Source organism: Streptomyces sp. NPDC101151, assembly GCF_044768335.1.
GTDB lineage: Bacteria > Actinomycetota > Actinomycetes > Streptomycetales > Streptomycetaceae > Streptomyces.
Map to the genome: position 1 here is coordinate 49928 of NZ_JBIWPP010000016.1, position 20291 is coordinate 70218.

Annotated in this window: 17 protein-coding genes and 1 pseudogene; 8 read left to right on the plus strand and 10 right to left on the minus strand. The window is 70.6% G+C overall.

The genetic code is table 11. The features are described 5' to 3' along the window. Nucleotides 1-24: 24 nt before the first annotated feature. Nucleotides 25-906, plus strand: a complete 882-nt coding sequence (locus ACIRU3_RS26665) for an NUDIX hydrolase (RefSeq protein ID WP_404060907.1) — start codon at nt 25-27, stop codon at nt 904-906. Further along, nucleotides 903-1733, plus strand: coding sequence for an MBL fold metallo-hydrolase (locus tag ACIRU3_RS26670; protein WP_404060910.1), 831 nt, complete (start codon nt 903-905; stop codon nt 1731-1733). Before ACIRU3_RS26665 ends, ACIRU3_RS26670 begins: the two co-directional genes overlap by 4 nt. Nucleotides 1734-1781: 48 nt before the next feature. Here ACIRU3_RS26670 and ACIRU3_RS26675 read toward each other — a convergent pair whose 3' ends face one another. Next, nucleotides 1782-2603, minus strand: a complete 822-nt coding sequence (locus ACIRU3_RS26675) for a nucleotidyltransferase domain-containing protein (RefSeq protein ID WP_404060913.1) — start codon at nt 2601-2603, stop codon at nt 1782-1784. Between the two features lie 79 nt (nt 2604-2682). Then, entirely contained in the window at nt 2683-3357 is a 675-nt protein-coding gene (locus ACIRU3_RS26680) for a Crp/Fnr family transcriptional regulator (RefSeq protein ID WP_018547939.1), read from the minus strand. 276 nt (nt 3358-3633) lie between these two features. On the opposite strand from ACIRU3_RS26680, the gene nth reads away from it, so the two are divergent. From nth to ACIRU3_RS26695, 3 genes are all read left to right on the plus strand, one after another. Next, nucleotides 3634-4485 (plus strand): endonuclease III, encoded by an 852-nt coding sequence (nth, locus tag ACIRU3_RS26685; RefSeq protein WP_404060917.1) that lies wholly within the window; start codon nt 3634-3636, stop codon nt 4483-4485. Between the two features lie 52 nt (nt 4486-4537). After that, nucleotides 4538-5233 (plus strand): NUDIX hydrolase, encoded by a 696-nt coding sequence (locus tag ACIRU3_RS26690; protein WP_404060920.1) that lies wholly within the window; start codon nt 4538-4540, stop codon nt 5231-5233. A 95-nt stretch (nt 5234-5328) separates the two neighbouring features. Then, entirely contained in the window at nt 5329-6528 is a 1200-nt protein-coding gene (locus ACIRU3_RS26695) for a MarP family serine protease (protein ID WP_404060923.1), read from the plus strand. A gap of 27 nt (nt 6529-6555) precedes the next feature. On the opposite strand, the gene ACIRU3_RS26700 is transcribed toward ACIRU3_RS26695, so the two are convergent. The 6 genes from ACIRU3_RS26700 to ACIRU3_RS26725 form a co-directional block, all read right to left on the minus strand. Continuing rightward, nucleotides 6556-6735, minus strand: coding sequence for a hypothetical protein (locus ACIRU3_RS26700; protein ID WP_094218398.1), 180 nt, complete (start codon nt 6733-6735; stop codon nt 6556-6558). A gap of 128 nt (nt 6736-6863) precedes the next feature. Next, nucleotides 6864-7799, minus strand: a complete 936-nt coding sequence (locus ACIRU3_RS26705) for an alpha/beta fold hydrolase (RefSeq protein WP_404060926.1) — start codon at nt 7797-7799, stop codon at nt 6864-6866. Continuing rightward, nucleotides 7796-8284, minus strand: coding sequence for a phage holin family protein (locus ACIRU3_RS26710; protein WP_404060929.1), 489 nt, complete (start codon nt 8282-8284; stop codon nt 7796-7798). Before ACIRU3_RS26710 ends, ACIRU3_RS26705 begins: the two co-directional genes overlap by 4 nt. A gap of 55 nt (nt 8285-8339) precedes the next feature. Next, nucleotides 8340-9782 carry a Na+/H+ antiporter NhaA gene (gene nhaA, locus ACIRU3_RS26715; RefSeq protein ID WP_404061267.1) on the minus strand — a complete coding sequence of 481 codons (1443 nt, stop codon included), beginning with the start codon at nt 9780-9782 and terminating at the stop codon, nt 8340-8342. A gap of 236 nt (nt 9783-10018) precedes the next feature. Next, nucleotides 10019-11974: an acetate--CoA ligase gene (gene acs / locus ACIRU3_RS26720; RefSeq protein ID WP_404060931.1), complete on the minus strand. Its 1956-nt coding sequence runs from the start codon at nt 11972-11974 to the stop codon at nt 10019-10021. Nucleotides 11975-12092: 118 nt separating this feature from the next. After that, nucleotides 12093-14414 (minus strand): SulP family inorganic anion transporter, encoded by a 2322-nt coding sequence (locus ACIRU3_RS26725; RefSeq protein ID WP_404060934.1) that lies wholly within the window; start codon nt 14412-14414, stop codon nt 12093-12095. Between the two features lie 338 nt (nt 14415-14752). Here ACIRU3_RS26725 and ACIRU3_RS26730 point away from each other — a divergent pair, with 338 nt between their 5' ends. After that, nucleotides 14753-16015 (plus strand): hypothetical protein, encoded by a 1263-nt coding sequence (locus ACIRU3_RS26730; RefSeq protein ID WP_404060937.1) that lies wholly within the window; start codon nt 14753-14755, stop codon nt 16013-16015. A gap of 17 nt (nt 16016-16032) precedes the next feature. Here ACIRU3_RS26730 and ACIRU3_RS26735 read toward each other — a convergent pair whose 3' ends face one another. Next, the gene (locus ACIRU3_RS26735; protein WP_404060940.1) at nt 16033-17013 is read right to left on the minus strand and encodes an ATP-binding protein; all 981 of its coding nucleotides are present in this window, start codon (nt 17011-17013) and stop codon (nt 16033-16035) included. Nucleotides 17014-17159: 146 nt separating this feature from the next. On the opposite strand from ACIRU3_RS26735, the gene ACIRU3_RS26740 reads away from it, so the two are divergent. Beyond that, a complete protein-coding gene (locus ACIRU3_RS26740; RefSeq protein WP_404060943.1) occupies nt 17160-17987 on the plus strand; it encodes an oxidoreductase in 828 nt (275 codons plus the stop codon). A gap of 327 nt (nt 17988-18314) precedes the next feature. On the opposite strand, the gene ACIRU3_RS26745 is transcribed toward ACIRU3_RS26740, so the two are convergent. After that, the gene (locus ACIRU3_RS26745) at nt 18315-19160 is read right to left on the minus strand and encodes an HAD family hydrolase (RefSeq protein WP_404060944.1); all 846 of its coding nucleotides are present in this window, start codon (nt 19158-19160) and stop codon (nt 18315-18317) included. A gap of 568 nt (nt 19161-19728) precedes the next feature. Between ACIRU3_RS26745 and ACIRU3_RS26750 the strand changes: the two are divergent. Next, nucleotides 19729-20073, plus strand: a pseudogene (locus tag ACIRU3_RS26750) (septum formation initiator); the annotation flags it as partial. Between the last annotated feature and the right edge of the window lie 218 nt (nt 20074-20291).

Sequence of the window (20291 nt, forward strand, 5' to 3'; positions counted from 1 at the left end):
CCCTATACGGGATAGCCTCCGGCCATGGCGAATGGGCAGTGGTACCCCCCGGAGTGGCCCGACCGCATCCGCGCGCTCGCGGAGGGCACCCTCACACCGGTGTCCCCCAGGCGCGCGGCCACGGTCCTGCTCCTGAAGGACACCACGGCCGGCCCGGTCGTCCACATGCTGCGCAGACGCGCCTCCATGGCCTTCGCCGGAGGCGCGTACGCATATCCCGGTGGCGGCGTAGACCCGCGCGACGACGACCGCCAGGTCCGCTGGGCGGGCCCCACGCGCGCGTGGTGGGCCAACCGGCTCGGCGTCGACGAGTCCGGCGCCCAGGCGATCGTCTGCGCGGCCGTCCGCGAGACGTACGAGGAGGCGGGCGTCCTGCTCGCCGGACCCGACCCGGACTCCGTCGTCGGTGACACCACCGGGGACGACTGGGAGGCCGACCGTGCGGCCCTGGTCGCGCGCGAGCTGTCCTTCGCCGAGTTCCTGGACCGCCGCGGCCTGGTGCTGCGCTCCGACCTGCTGGGTGCCTGGACCCGCTGGATCACCCCGGAGTTCGAGGCCCGCCGCTACGACACCTGGTTCTTCGCCGCCGTACTCCCCGAGGGCCAGCGCACCCGCAACGCCTCCACGGAGGCCGACCGCACGGTGTGGATCCGCCCCGCGGAGGCCGCCGCCGGGTACGACAAGGGCGAGCTGCTGATGATGCCGCCCACCATCGCCACCCTGCGCCAGCTGCTTCCGTACGGCACCGCCGCCGAGGCGCTCGCCGACGCGCCCGCGCGGGACATGACCCCGGTGCTGGCGCGTGCCCGTCTGGAGGACGGCGAGATCGTGCTGTCCTGGCCGGGGCACGACGAGTTCACCAAGCACATACCGACCGCTCCGAGCCCCGGTGGAGGCCCCGCATGACCGACGCAGCAGCCCTGCCCGGCCAGCCCCGGGGCGGCGTTCTGTCGGGACCGGCGACCCGACGGGCCGTCAACGTGCTGGCGCCCAACGCCTCCGCGATGACCCTGGACGGCACCAACACCTGGATCGTGGCCGAGCCCGACTCCGACCTGGCGGTGGTGATCGACCCGGGCCCTCTGGACGACGGCCACCTGCGCAACGTCGTCGACACGGCCGAGCGGGCCGGCAAGCGGGTCGCCCTCACCCTGCTCACCCACGGCCACCCCGACCACGCCGAGGGTGCCGCCCGGTTCGCCGAGCTGAGCGGCACGCGCGTGCGTGCCCTCGACCCGGCGCTGCGGCTCGGGGAAGAGGGCCTGGCCGCCGGGGACGTGATCGCTGTCGGTGGCCTTGAGCTGCGGGTCGTACCGACCCCGGGGCACACCGCGGACTCCCTGTGCTTCCACCTTCCGGCCGACCAGGCGGTGCTGACCGGCGACACCATCCTCGGGCGCGGCACGACCGTCGTGGCGCACCCGGACGGCCGCCTGGGTGACTATCTCGACTCCCTGCGCCGCCTGCGGTCGCTGACCGTGGACGACGGCGTGCACACGGTGCTGCCGGGCCATGGGCCGGTCCTGGAGGACGCCCAGGGCGCGGTCGAGTTCTACCTCGCCCACCGCGCGCACCGCCTCGCCCAGGTCGAGACGGCGGTCGAGGACGGCTACCGCACCCCCGCCGAGGTCGTCGCCCATGTGTACGCCGATGTGAACCGCTCCCTGTGGCCGGCGGCCGAGCTGTCGGTGCGGGCCCAGCTGGAGTATCTCGGCGAGCACGGGCTCATCTAGTCCCGGCCCAGTCCGGTCTGGTCCCGGCGCGGTCCGGCCCGGTACGGCTCAGTCGGGCCGGGGAGCCTTCACGCCGTGCACGCGCGCGTACTCCCCGGCGAGCCAGGGACCGAGGTCGTCCGTGTACGAACGCAGGACGTCCGCGTCGCCGGCGGGCTCGTGGCCGTACTCGGCCGCCCTGAGCAGCTGCGCGGCCCGCTGGGGGTAGTACGCGCCGAACACCTCGGCCATCTCCCGCAGATCGCTGGTCCAGCCGCTCCAGCGGGGCATGACGAGAGTGAAGCCGGTGCGTACGAGGTGCCGGGACATGAACCGCACCAGGGGACGGAGAGCCTCCTCGGAGTCCCCGGCGGCGTCGATCCGTTCCCGCCAGCGGGGCAGGAGACGCGCCAGGTCGCCGTTGGTCTCACGGGCGAGCAGGGAGTCCGGGCGGTAGCGGGGCAGGTACTCGGCGAGGTCGTCCCCGAGCAGCGGGGTGCACAGGCAGGCCAGGAACCAGCCCAGGTCGTACGTCTCCGGCTCGCTCAGCAGCCGCGTCCGGCCGTACAGCAGTGTGCCCACGCCGTCGATCTGCGCGAACTCCTTGTCGAGCGCCTCGCCGAGGGCACGGACCGCCTCCCGGTCGGCGTCGGCCGGCTCCTCGCGCAGGGCGACCAGCAGGTCCAGATCGCTGCGTCCCACGCGCGCGGTACCGCGCGGGACCGACCCGTAGAGGTAGGCGCTGTGCAGCCGCGCCCCGAGAGTGTCCAGCAGTCGGTCGCGCGCGGCGACCACGACCGGGCGGAACGCGTGCGGCACGAGCGCGAGGGAGCCTTCGCGGGCGATGCAGCCCTGCGCGTCGAGACCGTGGGGGACTGGAGGTTCGGCCATGCGCTCACTGTGCCTGGCCGGGCGGGCCGCAGCCGGTATTTTCCGGCGAGGCCACGACGCTCTTCAGTCCCCGGGGACCTCAGCGCGACCGCTTGGCCAGCCTCTCGACGTCCAGCAGGATCACGGCTCGCGCCTCCAGGCGGAGCCATCCGCGCTGGGCGAAGTCCGCCAGCGCCTTGTTCACCGTCTCGCGCGAGGCGCCGACCAGCTGGGCCAGCTCCTCCTGCGTGAGGTCGTGGACGACGTGGATGCCCTCCTCGGACTGCACGCCGAAACGGCGGGAGAGGTCCAGCAGGGCCCGCGCCACACGGCCGGGTACGTCGGAGAAGACCAGGTCCGACATGGCGTCGTTGGTCTTGCGCAGCCGACGGGCGACGGCGCGCAGCAGCGCGGTCGCCACCTCGGGGCGGGCGTTCAGCCAGGGCTGGAGGTCGCCGTGGCCCAGGCCCAGCAGCTTGACCTCGGTCAGCGCGGTGGCGGTCGCCGTGCGCGGGCCGGGGTCGAAGAGGGACAGCTCGCCGATGAGCTCGCCGGGGCCGACCACGGCCAGCATGTTCTCGCGGCCGTCGGGCGAGGTGCGGTGAAGCTTGACCTTGCCCTCGGTGACGACGTAGAGCCGGTCACCCGGGTCGCCCTCGTGGAACAGGGAGTCGCCACGTGCGAGGGTCACCTCACTCATGGAGGCGCGCAGCTCCGCGGACTGCTCGTCGTCGAGAGCCGCGAAGAGCGGGTTGCGCCGCAGAACGTCGTCCACGAGTTCTCTCCTTGTCGACCTGCTCAGGGGATCTTGCTCCCCCTTGGTACCAGGGGACCGTGCTCCCCATCTTGCCGGACGATCCAAACAGTGTGATCTGTCACAAGGATGCCGCACAGGTGTCCCAAGGTAAGCGGCAGGGGTCCAATCGGGGGCTGATCTTCCGGGTCCGGGGCGGATGTCGGTGCCGGGCTTTAGGCTGGCCGGGTGTCCAAAACGCCGGTGAGAGCACAGGCCAAGGGGGCTGCGCGGGTGGTTGTACGTCGGGATTCCGCTGTGGGCGAACAAGGCCCCGGCGGTAGTAGTAGAACCGTTAAATCAGGTCAAAAGGTACCCCGCAAAAAGCCGGCTGCCAACGAGTCGCGCACCGCTCTGGTCCGCCGTGCCCGCCGGATCGACCGCGAGCTCGCCGAGGTGTATCCGTACGCCCACCCCGAGCTGGACTTCGAGAGCCCCTTCCAGCTGCTGGTCGCCACGGTGCTGTCCGCCCAGACCACCGACCTGCGGGTCAACCAGACGACCCCGGCGCTGTTCGCCAGGTACCCCGCTCCCGAGGACCTGGCGGCCGCCAACCCGGAGGACGTCGAGGAGATCCTGCGCCCCTGCGGCTTCTTCCGGGCCAAGACCAGGTCGGTCATAGGGCTCTCCAAGGCCCTCGTCGAGGACTACGGCGGCGAGGTGCCCGGAAAGCTGGAGGACCTGGTCAAGCTCCCCGGCGTCGGTCGCAAGACCGCCTTCGTCGTCCTCGGCAACGCCTTCGGACGGCCCGGGATCACCGTCGACACGCACTTCCAGCGGCTGGTGCGGCGCTGGCAGTGGACCGCCGAGACCGACCCCGACAAGATCGAGGCGGCCGTCGGCGCGCTGTTTCCCAAAGGCGACTGGACCGACCTGTCCCACCACGTCATCTGGCACGGCCGCCGCATCTGCCACGCCCGCAAGCCCGCCTGCGGCGCCTGCCCCATCGCCCCGCTCTGCCCGGCCTTCGGCGAGGGCGAGACCGACCCGGAGAAGGCGAAGAAGCTCCTGAAGTACGAGAAGGGCGGATTCCCGGGCCAGCGCCTGAAGCCTCCGCAGGCCTATCTCGACGCCGGCGGCAAGCCGGCGCCGCCGCTGGGGGCCGGATGACGGAACGATCTCGGTGCGCTCGGGCGTTGGACACGGCAGGACGGGGGTGGCGATGACGTACACACACGATACGGACAAGGAGCCGGTGACGCTGAGCAAGGAGGGCCTGCCGGGCTGGCTGGACCCGGTGGTGCGGGCGGCGGAGACGGTCGAGCCGCTCCAGCTCAGCCGCTTCCTGCCGCCGGAGAACGGCTCGGGTCGGCAGTCGGCCGTGCTGATCCTGTTCGGTGACGGCGAGGGCGGCCCCGAGCTGCTGCTCATGGAGCGGGCCGGTTCCCTGCGCTCCCACGCGGGCCAGCCGTCCTTCCCCGGCGGTGCCCTCGATCCGGAGGACGGTGATCCGCAGGGAGAGGGGCCGTTGCGGGCCGCGCTGCGCGAGGCCGAGGAGGAGACCGGCCTCGACCCCGCCGGTGTCCAGCTCTTCGGTGTCCTGCCCGCCCTCTACATCCCGGTCAGCAGCTTCGTCGTCACGCCCGTGCTCGGCTGGTGGCGCGAGCCCAGCCCGGTCGGCGTCGTCGATCCGAACGAGACGGCCCGGGTCTTCACCGTCCCCGTGGCGGATCTCACGGACCCCGCCAACCGCGCCACCACCGTCCACCCCAGCGGTCACCGGGGCCCGGCATTCCTGGTCGAATCGGCCCTGGTCTGGGGATTCACGGCCGGAGTGATCGACCGGCTGCTGCATTTCGCGGGCTGGGAGCGCCCCTGGGACAGAGAGAAGCAGGTCCCGCTCGACTGGCGGTCATGACAGGGTGTCGTCCGTGCTGTGTTTTTCCGGGGGCCGGGCCCCCGGACCCCCGGCCGCGCTGCTGGGACCGGAGTGAATAGGCGAGGCCTGAAGCAGTGAACGTGCTGGACATCCTGTTGCTGGTCGCGGCCGTGTGGTTCGCGGTCGTCGGCTACCGCCAGGGCTTCGTCGTCGGCATCCTGTCGGTGATCGGGTTCCTCGGCGGCGGTCTCGTCGCCGTGTACACACTGCCCGTCATCTGGGACGCCGTGACCGACAACGCGGAAGTCGGCACCACCGCCGCCGTCGTCGCCGTGGTCGTCGTCATCGTCTGCGCCTCCATCGGCCAGGCGCTGACCACCCACCTCGGCAACAAGCTGCGCCGCTACATCACCTGGTCCCCGGCCCGCGCCCTGGACGCCACCGGCGGCGCCCTGGTCAACGTCGTGGCGATGCTGCTCGTCGCCTGGCTGATCGGCTCAGCCCTCGCCCAGACGACGCTGCCGACGCTGGGCAAGGAGGTCCGCAACTCCAAGGTGCTGCTGGGCGTGTCGGAGGCACTGCCCACTGAGGCCGACACCTGGTTCAAGGACTTCACCTCGGTCCTCGCGCAGAACGGCTTCCCGCAGGTCTTCAGCCCCTTCTCCAACGAGCCGATCAAGGACGTGCGGCCGCCCGACCCGGCCCTCGCGAACAGCCAGGTCGCCACCCGGGCCCAGCGGTCGATCGTCAAGGTCACAGGCACCGCCCAGAGCTGCGGCAAGGTCCTGGAGGGCACCGGCTTCGTCTTCGCCGACCGCCGCGTCATGACCAACGCGCACGTGGTCGGCGGCGTCGACGCGCCCAGCGTGCAGATAGGCGGTGAGGGCCGCAAGTACGGTGCGAAGGTCGTCCTGTACGACTGGAAGCGCGACATCGCCGTACTCGACGTACCGGACCTGAAGGCGAACGCCCTGCGGTTCACCACCCGGGACGCGGCCGGCGGCGACGGCGCGATCGTCGCGGGCTTCCCGGAGAACGGCTCGTACGACGTCCGCGCCGCGCGCGTGCGCGGGCGCATCACGGCCAACGGCCCGGACATCTACCACCGTGGCACGGTCAGCCGCGACGTCTACTCCCTGTACGCGACCGTCCGCCAGGGCAACTCCGGCGGCCCGCTGCTCACGCCCGACGGCAAGGTGTACGGCGTGGTGTTCGCCAAGTCCCTCGACGACGCCGACACCGGCTACGCGCTCACTGCGGACGAGATCCAGCAGGACATCACCCAGGGGCGTACGGCGAACGAGCAGGTGGGCACCGACAGCTGCGCCCTGTAAGGGAGTTGTGGAGGCGTCCCGCGGGGCTCAGCCGCGCGGGTGACGCAGACGCACGGAGACCCAGCGGGCCCGGCGGCGAAGGATGCGCGGAATTCCCACCCTGAGGTCCGCTTCCGCGAGCTGCGGGGTACCTCGCTGCGAGGACCCGGGCCCGGCGGCCGAGCGGCGGTTGCGGGGTGCGTCACTGTAGTCGTGCGTCCAGCCCATACCCCGACGTGTGCCCCTGCCCCAAGGTCGATAACCGCGTCAGCGCTCCCCAATTGGCCTATGCGGCAGGCATGTGGCCGTTCGAGGAACAAGTGTTCAGGAACCGGATACTCCACGCATCGATCCGGTCACCGGTCGGGCTCGGGATCCTTGAGCCAGTTGATCAGCTCGGTGGAGAACGCCGCCGGGTCCTCCTCGTGCGGGAAGTGGCCGAGACCGTCGAACAGGCGCCAGCGGTAAGGGGCTTCGACGTACTCGCCCGAACCGGCCGCACTGCGCGTCCGGGTCACCGGGTCCAGTGAGCCGTGCAGATGGAGCGTCGGCACCCGCACCGGCCGCTTCATCCTGCGGTTGAACTGGATGCCGTCCGGGCGGGCCAGCGAGCGCACCAGCCAGCGGTACGGCTCGATCGCACAATGCGCGGTGGACGGAATGCACATGGCCCGCTGATACGTCTCCACGTCCTCGTCCTCCGGCAGCCGCGGCCCGGACCACTCCCGGATCAACCGGCCCACCAGCGCGCCGTCGTCGGCGGTCAGTTGCCGTTCCGGGATCCACGGCCGCTGGAAGCCCCAGATGTAGGAGCTGGCCGCCGTCTGCCGGGCGTCCCGGAGCATCGCGGAGCGCCAGCGCCGGGGGTGCGGCATCGAGACGACCGCGAGCCGTCGTACGAGCTTGGGCCGCATCGCCGCCGCCGTCCACGCCAGATAGCCGCCCAGGTCGTGGCCGACCAGGGCGGCGTCCGGCTCGCCGAGCGAGCGGATCACGCCGGTGACGTCCAGGGCGAGGTTGGCGGGGTCGTACCCGCGCGGGGTGCGGTCGCTGCCGCCGACGCCCCGCAGGTCCATGGCCACCGCCCGGTATCCCGCGTCGGCGAGCGCGACCAGCTGGTGCCGCCAGGTCCACCAGAACTGGGGGAAGCCGTGCAGCAGCAGCACCAGGGGGCCGTCGCCGAGTTCGGCGATGTGGAAGCGCGCGCCGTTGGCGGCGACGTCCCGGTGCGTCACCTTTTCCCCGTGGGGAAGTCCGATCCTTACGGCCGATGCCGCGGCGGGCTCCGTCATGACGCCGAGCGTGTCGCGGCCTCGATGGCCTCCGGCACCCGGTCGTGCGGCAGCTCCGGGCGAGGGTGCGGCTTGGCGTTCTGCAGGACGCTCGCCGTCTCCTTCATCGATGCGGCGACCTTCTGCGGGCCCTGGCTCTTCTTGGCCTTCTTCGCGAACACCACGCCGATCAGCGCGAGCAGGCCGGCGACGAGGACGTTCGCCGCGAAGGACAGCACGAAGCAGATGGCCAGGTTCCAGCCGCTCCAGGTCCGAATGCCGTACGCCAGCGCGAAGTTGAGCATGGGCAGGGAGAACAGCAGCACCGCGCCGGCCGCCGAGAACGCACCGCCGCTCGTCGCGCCGCGCTTGACGTCCTGCTTGAGCTGGGCCTTGGCCAGCGCGATCTCGTCGTGCACCAGCGCCGACATTTCGGTCGTCGCCGAGGCGAACAGCTGGCCGATGCTGCGTTCGGCGCCGACCGGGCTGCCGTCGGGTGCGCTCATCGCGTTCTCCCTCTGAAGTCTTACGTGCCGTCTTGATTTGTACCGTCTCGTCAGATCATGCCGGACGACCGTCCTCCTCGCCTGCCCCGCCCGGTACTTCCGTAAGCCCGTGGCGCGCCGCGGCGGCCTTCTCGGCGGCGATGCGCCGGTGCTCGGCGGCCTTGCGCTCGAAGATGTCCGCCATCCGCAGGTGGTAGGCCGGGTCGTCCTGCTCGTAGACGTCCGGGATGCCGTCCAGGTCCTCGTCGCGCTCTTCCTCCTCCCACAGCCTGCGGTACCTGGCGTTGCGTATCTTCAGCAGCACCGTGGCACACACGGCCGCGATCAGCGATCCGGCGAGGACGGCCGTCTTCACCTCGCCGGTCAGGACCGTGTCACCCTCGAAGGCCAGCTCGCCGATGAGCAGCGAGACGGTGAAGCCGATTCCGGCGAGGGAGGCCACCGCGAAGACATCGGCCCAGGCCAGGTCCTCGCTGAGCGAGGCCCGGGTGAAGCGCGCGGTCAGCCAGGTGCCGCCGAAGATGCCGAGTGTCTTGCCGACGACCAGCCCGAGCACCACCCCGAGCGTCTCCGGCCTGGTGAACACATACCCGAGGGACCCGCCGGAGACCGACACTCCGGCGCTGAACAGTGCGAACAGCGGTACGGCGAGACCGGCCGACAGCGGCCGCACCAGGTGCTCGATGTGCTCGCCCGGCGAGTGCTCCTCACCCTCACGGGTGGTGCAGCGCAGCATCAGGCCCATCGCCACGCCGGCGATGGTGGCGTGCACGCCGCTGTTGTACATCAGTGCCCAGACGACGACGGCCAGCGGTACGTACACGTACCAGCCGCGTACGCCCTTGCGCAGCAGCAGCCAGAAGACGACCAGTCCGGCGACCGCCCCGCCGAGCGCGGCGAAGTCGATCCGGTCGGTGAAGAAGATCGCGATGATCAGGATCGCGAACAGGTCGTCGACGACCGCGAGGGTGAGCAGGAAGGCACGCAGGGAACTGGGCAGTGAGGTGCCGATGACCGCGAGGACGGCAAGCGCGAAGGCGATGTCGGTGGCGGTGGGCACCGCCCAGCCCTGGGTGGAGCCGTGCCCGGTGAGGTTGGTGAGGGTGTAGACGAGCGCCGGTACGGCCATGCCGCACAGCGCGGCCACCACGGGCAGCACAGCCGCCCGGGGGTCGCGCAGGTCCCCGGCGACCAGCTCGCGCTTGAGCTCGATGCCGGCGACGAAGAAGAAGACGGCGAGGAGGCCGTCGGCGGCCCAGTGGGCCACGGACAGGTTCAGGCCGAGGACCTGGGGGCCGAAGTGGAAGTCGGCGGCCGTCTCGTAGCTGTGGTGCAGGGCCGGGATGTTCGCCCAGACCAGCGCCGTCACCGCGGCGATCAGAAGCAGGACGCCGCCGACGGTCTCGGCGCGCAGCGCGTCCGCGACGAACGTCCGCTCGGGCAGGGACAGGCGTCCCAGGATCTTGCGGGCGGTGTTCGGGGTGCGGGGCGCGGCCACGGCGGGGACCTCCGGGTCGGTACGGCGGTTGTCGGCCGTCGCGAGGGTCGCCGACGGCTCTGCCGACCAGACTTCCCGGCACACCTTGGGCATCTTTTCGCGTTCGAGGACTTTGCTTAGTTTACCTAAAGTTGCCGATGGGTGCATCCGGTGGCTCTTACGCTAGGCACAAAAAGGGCACCCGGCGTGTTTTCGCCGGGCGCCCCTTGGTGCCGTACTGCGTGGTGCCGTACCGCCTAGTCCTCGCTGGGCGCCGCCGGGAGCTTGGCCTGGATGAAGTCCATGACCGTCGAGTCGGTCAGCGTGGTGACGTCACCGAGCTGGCGGTTCTCGGCCACGTCCCGCAGGAGCCGGCGCATGATCTTGCCGGAGCGGGTCTTCGGCAGCTCGGCGACCGGCAGGACCCGCTTCGGCTTGGCGATCGGGCCGAGCGTGGTGCCGACGTGGTCGCGCAGCTCGCCGATCAGCTTGTCGTCCTCGGACGCCGTGCCGCGCAGGATGACGAAGGCGACGATGGCCTGGCCGGTGGTCTCGTCGGCGGCGCCGACGACGGCCGCCTCGGCGACCGACGGGTGCGACACGAGCGCCGACTCCACCTCCGTGGTGGAGATGTTGTGCCCGGACACCAGCATCACGTCGTCCACCCGGCCCAGCAGCCAGATGTCCCCGTCGTCGTCCTTCTTCGCGCCGTCACCGGCGAAGTACTTGCCCTCGAAACGCGACCAGTAGGTGTCGAGGAACCGCTGGTCGTCGCCCCAGATGGTGCGCAGCATCGACGGCCACGGCTCGGTGAGCACCAGGTAACCGCCGCCGCCGTTGGGCACCTCGTTCGCCTCGTCGTCGACGACGGTCGCGGAGATGCCGGGCAGCGCGCGCTGCGCCGAACCGGGCTTGGCCTCGGTCACGCCGGGCAGCGGCGAGATCATCATCGCGCCGGTCTCCGTCTGCCACCAGGTGTCCACTACCGGCGTCCGGTCGGCGCCGATGTGCTTGCGGTACCAGACCCACGCCTCGGGGTTGATCGGCTCACCCACCGACCCGAGGACCCGCAGGGAGGACAGGTCGAACTGCGCGGGGATGTCGTCGCCCCACTTCATGAACGTACGGATCGCCGTCGGCGCGGTGTAGAGGATCGTGACCCGGTACTTCTCCACGATCTCCCAGAACCGGCCCTGGTGCGGGGTGTCCGGGGTGCCCTCGTACATGACCTGGGTCGCACCGTTGGCCAGCGGCCCGTACACGATGTACGAGTGCCCGGTGACCCAGCCGACGTCCGCCGTGCACCAGTAGACGTCCGTCTCCGGCTTGAGGTCGAACACCGCCCAGTGCGTGTACGCCGCCTGGGTGAGGTATCCGCCGGAGGTGTGCAGGATGCCCTTCGGCTTCCCCGTCGTGCCGGAGGTGTAGAGGATGAACAGCGGGTGCTCCGCCTCGAACGCCTCCGGGGTGTGCTCGGCGGACTGGCGCTCCACCAGCTCGTGCCACCAGACGTCGCGCTCGTCGTCCCAGGCCACTTCCTGCCCGGTACGGCGCACCACCAGCACGTGCTCGACGTTGTCCACGCGCGCGACCGCGTCGTCCACGGCAGGCTTCAGCGCGGACGGCTTGCCGCGCCGGTAGCCGCCGTCGGAGGTGATGACGACCTTGGCGTCCGCGTCCTGGATCCGGGTGGCGAGCGCGTCCGCCGAGAAGCCGCCGAAGACGACCGAGTGCGCGGCGCCGATCCGGGCCGAGGCCAGCATCGCGATCGCGGTCTCCGGGATCATCGGCATGTAGATGGCGACCCGGTCACCCTTGCGGACACCCAGCTCCAGCAGGGCGTTGGCGGCCTTGGAGACCTCGTCCTTCAGCTCCGCGTAGGTGATCGCGCGGCTGTCCCCGGGCTCGCCCTCGAAGTGGATGGCGACCCGGTCCCCGCGGCCGGCCTCGACATGCCGGTCCACGCAGTTGTAGGCGACGTTGAGCTCGCCGTCCTTGAACCACTTCGCGAACGGCGGGTTCGACCAGTCCAGCGTCTCGGACGGTTCCTTGGCCCAAGTCAGCCGGCGGGCCTGCTCGGCCCAGAAGCCGAGCCTGTCAGCCTTGGCCTGTTCGTACGCCTCCGCCGTGACGTTGGCGTGCGCGGCCAGGTCGGCCGGCGGCGCAAAGCGTCGCTCCTCCTTCAGGAGGTTGGCCAGGCTTTCATTGCTCACGACATCTGCCTTTCCCCGGGTGTCCGTTGTGTCCCAGACCACAGCTCATCAGACACCGGGGGCCGATGACAAGAGTCGTTGGCAATATTGGTTTAGACCTGTCGTGAGGGCCGCCCTCTCACACCGGACTGCGCTCCTCCCATGCTGCTCCCCCGTCCACTCCGACGTCCTCGAACACGTGGCGGTTCTCGGTTCCGCCGAGCAGATAGACCTGAGCCTCGCCCACGTGGAAGTACATCCCGTGCAGCTCCAGCGCACCGGCCGCCAGAGCGCGCCCGACCGCGTCGTGCGCCCGCAGGTGCTCCAGTTGCTGGACCACGTTGGTCAGGCACAGCTGCTCCACCGCGTCGGCGGGCCCCCGCCCGGCCAGCCGGGGCCGGGCGCGGCGCTCACCGGCCATCAGCGCGAGGCTCGGCAGCCCGTGTCTGAGCCACCGCTTCAGCGGGGTCACCGGACCCGTGGGGTCGGCGGTCAGCAGCGCCTGCATCGCCCCGCACCCGGAGTGGCCGCACACCGTGATGGAGCGCACCCCGAGCACCTCCACCGCGTACTCGATGGCGGCCGCCACCGAGTCGTCCCCGTGCTCCTCGCCCGGCGGCGGCACCAGGTTGCCGACATTGCGGACGACGAACAGGTCGCCGGGACCACTGGAGGTGATCATCGACGTGACGAGCCGGGAGTCGGCACAGGTGAGGAAGAGCTGCGAGGGACGCTGGCCCTCCCGGGCCAGCCGCGCCAGCTCCGCCCGCACCAGCGGGGCGGTGTTCCGCTGGAACGAGCTGACGCCACGGGCCAGTTCATGGGCTGCCGGGACGGTGGGGGCCGACGGGGCCCCCGCGATGCAGGCCTGGTGGTTGCGCCACGGTGTCCAGGGCCGGCACCCGCAGGTGGCGGACGGGGCCGGATCGCCGGTCCGGACTCCGCTGCGCCGACCAGTCAGCTCGGCGGAGCCGCCCCGCGCGGTGTGGGCGCTCTGCCAGTCCTGCAGCGACTCGTACGCCGCGTGGTCCATGAACGACCCGTCCAGCTCCACCACGGCGTGCGCGCCCTGGGGGACGAGATGCAGGGCCCTGCTGAGCCGGGGCACCGCGAGGAACGTCAGCTGGCCTCGTACATGTACGTGATGGACTCCTTCCTTCGCTTCGTGCGTGATACGGGTGCGGGTGAGGCGGCGCAGGGCGAGGGCGACCGCCACGGCGACCCCGAGGGCCACGCCCTCCAGGACTCCGAGGAACACCACGCCGAGTGTGGTGGCGGCGTACACCAGCACTTCGCGGTGGCGGGTCACCGTGCGGATGTGGTTGAGGGACACCATCTGGATGCCGACGGCCATCACCAGGGCGGCGAGGGAGGCGAGCGGGATCTGCTCCAGGAGCGGGACCATCAGCAGCGCGGCGATCACTACGAAAACGCCGTGCAGCATCGTGGAGTTCCGGCTCACGGCACCTGAATTCACATTCGCCGAACTCCGCACCGCCACCCCCGCGACCGGCAGTCCGCCGAGCGCCCCGGAGACGATGTTGGCTGCGCCCTGGCCGAGCAGTTCGCGGTCGAGGCCCGAGCGCCCGACGTGGGCCTGGGGTCCGGACCGGACCGCGAGCAGCTTGTCCACGGCGACCGCGCCGAGCAGCGACTGCACGCTGCACACCAGCGTGGTGGTGAGCACGGCGGCGGCGACGCCGAGCACAGGGCCCTCGGGCAGCCCGGCCAGGGCGTGGCTGCTCCAGGACGGCAGGTCCGCCCGGGGCAGGGCCAGCCCGGTCAGGGCGGCGGTCGCCGTGGCTCCGGCGACGGCGACCAGGGCGGCCGGGACCCTGCGCAGCAGGCGGCCGGTGCGGCCGGGGATGCGCGGCCAGGCCAGCAGCAGGGTCAGGGTCAGCGCGCTCATCGACACGGCGCCCGGATGCAGGTCGGCCAACTGGGCGGGCAGGGCGAGCAGGTTGGCGAGGACGGAACTGTCCGGACTGCCGCCGAGGACGATGTGCAGCTGGGCGACGGCGATGGTGAGGCCGATGCCGGCGAGCATGCCGTGCACCACGGCGGGGCTGACCGCGAGCGCGCCGCGGGCCACGCGCAGGCAGCCGAGGCCCAGTTGGGCCAGTCCGGCGAGCACGGTGATGCCACAGGTGGCCTGCCAGCCATAGCGGTGGATCAAGTCGGCGGTGACCACGGTGAGTCCGGCGGCAGGGCCGCTGACCTGCAGCGGGCAGCCACCGAGCCGTCCTGCGACGAGTCCGCCGACGGCAGCGGCGACCAAGCCGGCCTGGAGCGGGGCGCCCGTGGCGAGGGCGATGCCCAGGGAGAGGGGCAGAGCGATCAGGAAGACCGCGACGGACGCGGACAGATCGGCGCCCGCGACGCGGAAGCGGCGGTGCGGGGCCGGCGGGGGGCTGTGCGGCGGGTGGGGCTGCTGGGTGCGAGGGGGTGCGCAGGCTGACATGGTCCCGTCTCCTCCGGGCGGCGCGGTCACGGACTGGGCGGTTCCCCGTCGGGCCGGGGGCTCGGTCGCGGCCGTGGGGTCTCGGCGTGCAACGGCGGGATGAAATCAACGCTTGGTAAACGAACCGTAATGCAGAGTAAAGATCATTCCTGTCTTTTCGGGGCAAATGGCGCATCCAGTCACTCCCATGAGTGAACCGATCATTTTATCGGCTTGTCGTACTAATTCCTTCTCGGCCCCGTGCGACCTTGGCGGCGCTGTCGGAGCAACACCGACACATCAACAGAAAACGCCCTCATCAGCGTTCGCCTGAGAGAAGGAAGAAGGTGGGGCGGAACATGGCCGCCACCCAAAGGATTGCCGTCGGCGCCATGGTCGCCGCGGCCTGTGCCGGCTCGCTCGCCGCTTGTGCGAGCGCCAGCGGCGCGAAGGAAGGGGCGCCCGGCCCGCGGAAGGGGGCACCGGCGCCCAACAGCGTGCTTCGTCTGATCGGCGACGGGTCCACCGCGTACACCGGTTCACAGCCGCATCTGCCCGTCCCCGAGCGGTTGAAGCCAGGTCAGAAGCCCCCGCAGTTCGTGGTGTTCTCCTGGGACGGCGCGGGCGAGGACAGTCAGAAGCTGTTCTCGCACTTCCGCAAGGTCTCCAAGGAGAACAACGCGACGATGACGTACTTCCTCAGCGGCGTGTACATGCTGCCTGAGGAGAAGCGCGACCTCTACCGGCCGCCGCAGCACTCGCCCGGCAGCTCGGAGATCGGCTTCAACGACGAGCAGGGCATCTCCGACACTCTCAAGCAGGTGCGACTGGCCTGGCTGGAGGGCAATGAGATCGGCACCCACTTCAACGGCCACTTCTGCGGCCCCGACGGCGGCGTCGGCGAGTGGTCGGTGAACGAGTGGAAGAGCGAGATCGCCCAGGCCAAGGAGTTCGTGAAGTCCTGGAAGACCAACACCGGACTGAAGAAGGCGGCCTCGCTGCCCTTCGACTACGACAAGGAGCTGATCGGCGCCCGCACCCCCTGCCTGGAAGGGCAGAAGAACTTCATGAAGGCGGCCCGCCAGCTGGGCTTCCGCTACGACTCCAGCGGTGTCAACGACCAGGTCTGGCCCAAGAAGCGGGAGGGGCTGTGGGACGTGTCGATGCAGCTGGTCCCCTTCCCCGGGCACACCTATGAGCAGCTGACCATGGACTACAACTTCATGGTCAACCAGTCCGGCACACAGACCCAGGGCGACCCCGACAAGTACGACTACTGGGGCGACCAGATGCGCGACGGACTGCTCAAGGGCTTCTACCGGGCCTACGACGGCAACCGCGCACCCCTGATCATCGGCAACCACTTCGAGTCCTGGAACGGGGGCACCTATATGCGTGCCATCGACGAGGTGGTGAAGGAGATGTGCAACAAGCCCGAGGTGCGCTGCGTCTCCTTCCACCAGCTCGTCGACTGGCTGGACGCGCAGGATCCGCAGACGCTGGCGAAGCTGCGGACCCTGAAGGTGGGTGAGGCGCCCCGGCAGGGCTGGGCATCGCTCCTCTCCGGCCGCCCGGCTCCGGCGCCGAAGGGCGTCCCGGGGGCGCCGGCCGTCAAGCAGTAGCCGTCAAGCGGTAGCCGTCAGGCGGGAGTTGCCACGCTCTCGCCGAGCACGAACCCGGGGTCGACCTGCGCCGCCAGGTCGGCCCCGGTTCGCTCGTTGCCCCACGCCTCGGCGTTCTTCAGGTGGAAGTGCACCATCTGGCGTGTGTAGTGCTCCCAGTCGCGCGCCTCGTACCTGGCGTCGGCAGCGGTCCGGAGGGTGTGCAGGGCGCGGGCGTTGGCCTCCTCGAGGAGGTCGAACCGTGGCGGACGGCCCTTCTCCATCGCGCGCACCCAGTCCGAGTGCCCGACGGTCACGAGCAGGTCGTCCCCGGCCTCCGCGCGGAGGAAGTCGATGTCGTCCTGCGCCTGGACCTTGTTGCCGATGACCTTCAGGGCGACGCCGAAGTCGCGGGCGTACTCCTTGTACTGGCGGTAGACGGAGACCCCCTTCCGGGTCGGCTCGGCGACGAGGAACGTCATGTCGAAGCGGGTGAACAGGCCGGAGGCGAAGGAGTCGGAACCCGCCGTCATGTCGACCACGACGTATTCGTCGGGGCCGTCGACGAGGTGGTTCAGGAACAGCTCCACCGCTCCCGTCTTGGAGTGGTAACAGGCGACCCCCAGGTCGGCGTCCGTGAAGGGGCCGGTGACCATCAAACGGGCGGCGCCGCCGTCGAGTTCCACCGGGCGCGCGCAGGCGTCGTACACCGGGTTGGGCTCCCGCACCCGGACCAGCCGTGAGCCCTCGCCGGGCGGGGTCGTCTTGATCATCGTCGCCGCGGAGGCGATGCGGGGGTTGGAGCCGCGCAGGTGGTCCTTGATCAGCGACAGGCGTTCGCCCATGGCGGGCAGTGCGGCTGCCTGCGTCTCGTCGAGGCCGAGCGCGGGGCCGAGGTGCTGGTTGATGTCCGCGTCGATGGCGACCACCGGGGCGCCGGTGGCCACGAGGTGGCGGATGAAGAGGGAGGAGAGCGTGGTCTTGCCGCTGCCGCCCTTCCCGACGAAAGCAATTTTCATGTTCACCAAGGGTAGTCAGGTGATAGCTGTATGTGTCAGTCGGAGTGAAGAAGACCACTCCTTCGAGGGTTCGGGTGATCAAAAGGGGTGCGAAGCTCGTTGGGGGGCGGCGGTCGGGTGACGGGTCGGCGCGTAGTGTCGTACTCATGAGTACGACAGGCGCGACCGCCGATCCGCTTGAGGCCCTGGGCTCGCTGCCCGGCGTGGCCGAGTCCGTGGAGTCCGTGCGCAAGGCCGTGGACCGGGTCTACGGCCACCGGGTCATGCGGCGCCGCAGCAACGAGATCACCTCAGAGGCCGCGCTGCGCGGCGCCCGCGGTTCGGCGGCGCTGTCCGGCGCCGACTGGGCCCTGGAGGAGGTGCGGCGGCGCACCGACTTCAGCGCGGCGGACGACGGGGCGCGGGTGATGGGCGCGGCGCTGCGGCTGACGGCCGAGGCGGGCCAGCTGCTGTCCATCTGGCGGCAGTCGCCCCTCAGGGTGCTGGCCCGGCTGCATCTGGTGGCCTCCGCGAGCAAGGGTGACGAGGTCGGCCGGCCGCGCCGGGCGGGCGAGCCGGTCGACGAGCCGCTGATGGAGCTGCCGCTGCCGGAGGCCCAGGAGGTGTCCGGCCGGCTGGAGGGCCTGGCGGACCTGATCATCGCGGGAACCTCCGCGCCCGCGCTGGTGACGGCCGCCGTGGTGCACGGCGAACTGCTCGCCCTGCGCCCCTTCGCCTCGCACAACGGCCTGGTCGCGCGCGCGGCCGAGCGGATCGTCCTGGTCGGCAGCGGTCTCGACCCGAAGTCCGTGTGCCCGGCCGAGGTGGGACACGCCGAACTGGGCCGCGCCGCCTATCTTGCCGCGCTGGACGGGTACGTCTCCGGTACCCCCGAGGGCATGGCGGCCTGGATCACCCACTGCGGCCGGGCGGTCGAGCTGGGCGTGCGCGAGTCCACCGCGGTGTGCGAGGCGCTGCAGCGCGGGGCGGCCTGAGGAAACGCCCGGACACGGGCTGCGGCGGTACGAGGACTCGTACCGCCGCTGGCATGTTCACCCGGTTACCAAGCGTCCTCGATGTATGCCCATCAGGTCGGGTGCTTTGCCCGTCACCTGGTGCGGCTGGCCCGTAATCGACGGGTCGACGTCGCGTGGGTGCCCAGTGTTCATGCAGGGTCCGTGGGGCCATGTGCGTAGCGTTAGGGATCCTCTCGGATTTCCTTTGGTCTCGCGGGCCGCTGATTCCTTTGTACTGCAAGCAGGGGGCAAGCGGAACCCTTGCCTGCACTTCTTTACTTTCAGGATCAAACAGGGCGAAAACGGTCAGGATGCGATGCTGCGGCGCCGGCTGGCGTACCAGACGAGGCCGGCGGTGGCCGCCGCCGCTCCTATGGCCGCCGCCGCGACCAGGGCCGGGCGCGGCGGTACGGAGAGTGCGGGCAGCCGCTGCTTGAGCCGGACCGGCCGGCGGAACTCCAGGATGGGCCACCCACGCGCGACGGCCTCGCGGCGCAGCGCCCGGTCCGGGTTCACGGCGTGCGCGTGTCCGACCGCCTGCAGCATCGGCAGGTCGGTCGCCGAGTCGCTGTAGGCGTAGCAGCGGTCGAGGTCGTACCCCTCGGACGCGGCCAGCTCCCTGATCGCCTCGGCCTTGGTCGGGCCGTAGGCGTAGTACTCCACCTCCCCGGTGAAGCAGCCGTCGTCGCCGACGATCATGCGCGTGGCCACCACCCGGTCGGCGCCGAGCAGCTCGCCGATCGGCTCGACCACCTCGGCGCCCGAGGTGGACACGATCACCACGTCGCGGCCGGCCGTGTGGTGCTCCTCGATGAGGGAGGCGGCCTCGTCGTAGATGATCGGGTCGATCAGGTCGTGCAGGGTCTCGGCGACGATCTCCTTCACCTGCTGGACGTTCCAGCCGCGGCACAGCGCGGACAGGTACTCGCGCATGCGCTCCATCTGATCGTGGTCCAGGCCGCCGACCAGGAAGACGAACTGGGCATATGCGGTACGCAGTGCGGCCCTGCGGTTGATCAGCCCGCCTTGGTAGAAGGACTTGCTGAAGGTGAGCGTGCTCGACTTCGCAATGACCGTCTTGTCCAGGTCGAAGAAGGCTGCTGCGCGGGGCAAGGAGTGGTTTTCCACGCCCTGAGCATAGGCGCCCACCATTCGGCGTAAGGTGGGGCGCGTGGGTTTGCCTGAGAGGGCTCTCGGGTACACCATGGAAGTCACGGATCGTTCGCGACCGTGCTAACCCGGCCCGACTCCTCCCCCCCCGAGTCGGCCGTGGGGACGACCCCCGCTCTCCCCCCCGGCGGGGGTCGTCGCATGTCCGGATGGGTTTTCTTCCCTTTTCAACGGTCTTGAGACCGGTAGTGGGCGGCGTATGCCGCCCCTTCGGCATGCCCGCGATCCGTCACTGACCGTAATCGTAAGACTGCTCTGTGGAAGTCGCACAGCGGCCAGTACAGGGGTCACCGGTATGGGTGACAGCGATATTCACAACCACTGAGTTGTCCACGGTTTTGGACCAAGATCCACATGATTTTCCGGTTCGCTGCACCGTGATTCCAGCGCGCCTCGACCACGGCAGTTCATGGCCGGTTCCGATTGTCGGGGCGCGTATGGCCGGTTCCTATCGGCCGTTCATATGGAGACCGCTTGCCGGTTCTTCACATCTTCGGGAATCGCGTGGCCGCAGGGACTGCGCGGAAGACACAGCGAAGGGGGACCACACGTGGCCGGAACCGTCACCCATGACCCGCCGCCCGCCACCGGAGGCCGGCCGGGACGGCCGCTCATCGTCACCGAGGACGCCCGGCTCCTCGACGATCTGCTGCGCCTGTGCGCGGCCGCGGGCGCCACACCAGAGGTCCACCACGGCCTGCCGGAGCACGGCGCCGGCTGGGAAGCGGCCCCGCTCGTCCTGGTCGGCGACGACGCCGCCCGCCGGGTGCGCGGGGCCGTGCGCCGGCCCGGAGTGGTGCTGGTCGGCCGTGACCAGGACGACTCCGGGGTGTGGAAACGAGCCGTCCAGATCGGCGCCGACCACGTCCTGATGCTGCCTAGGAGCGAACGCTATACACACTCTACGTTGCCCCATCCCTTGGAGTCTGGCTCTTCTCGGTTCGCGTGGTCACGAACACAGAAGAGAGCCCCGTCCGGCAAGGGGGTGCCGGACGGGGCTCTGTGGTCGGGGTCAGCGCTGGGGTTGGCTGATGCTCAGTTCGTCCGTGGTGAGCGGGCCCGGTGCGATGAGGTGTACGCAGTCAGGGCAGGCGTACAGCGTCCAACCTGGGC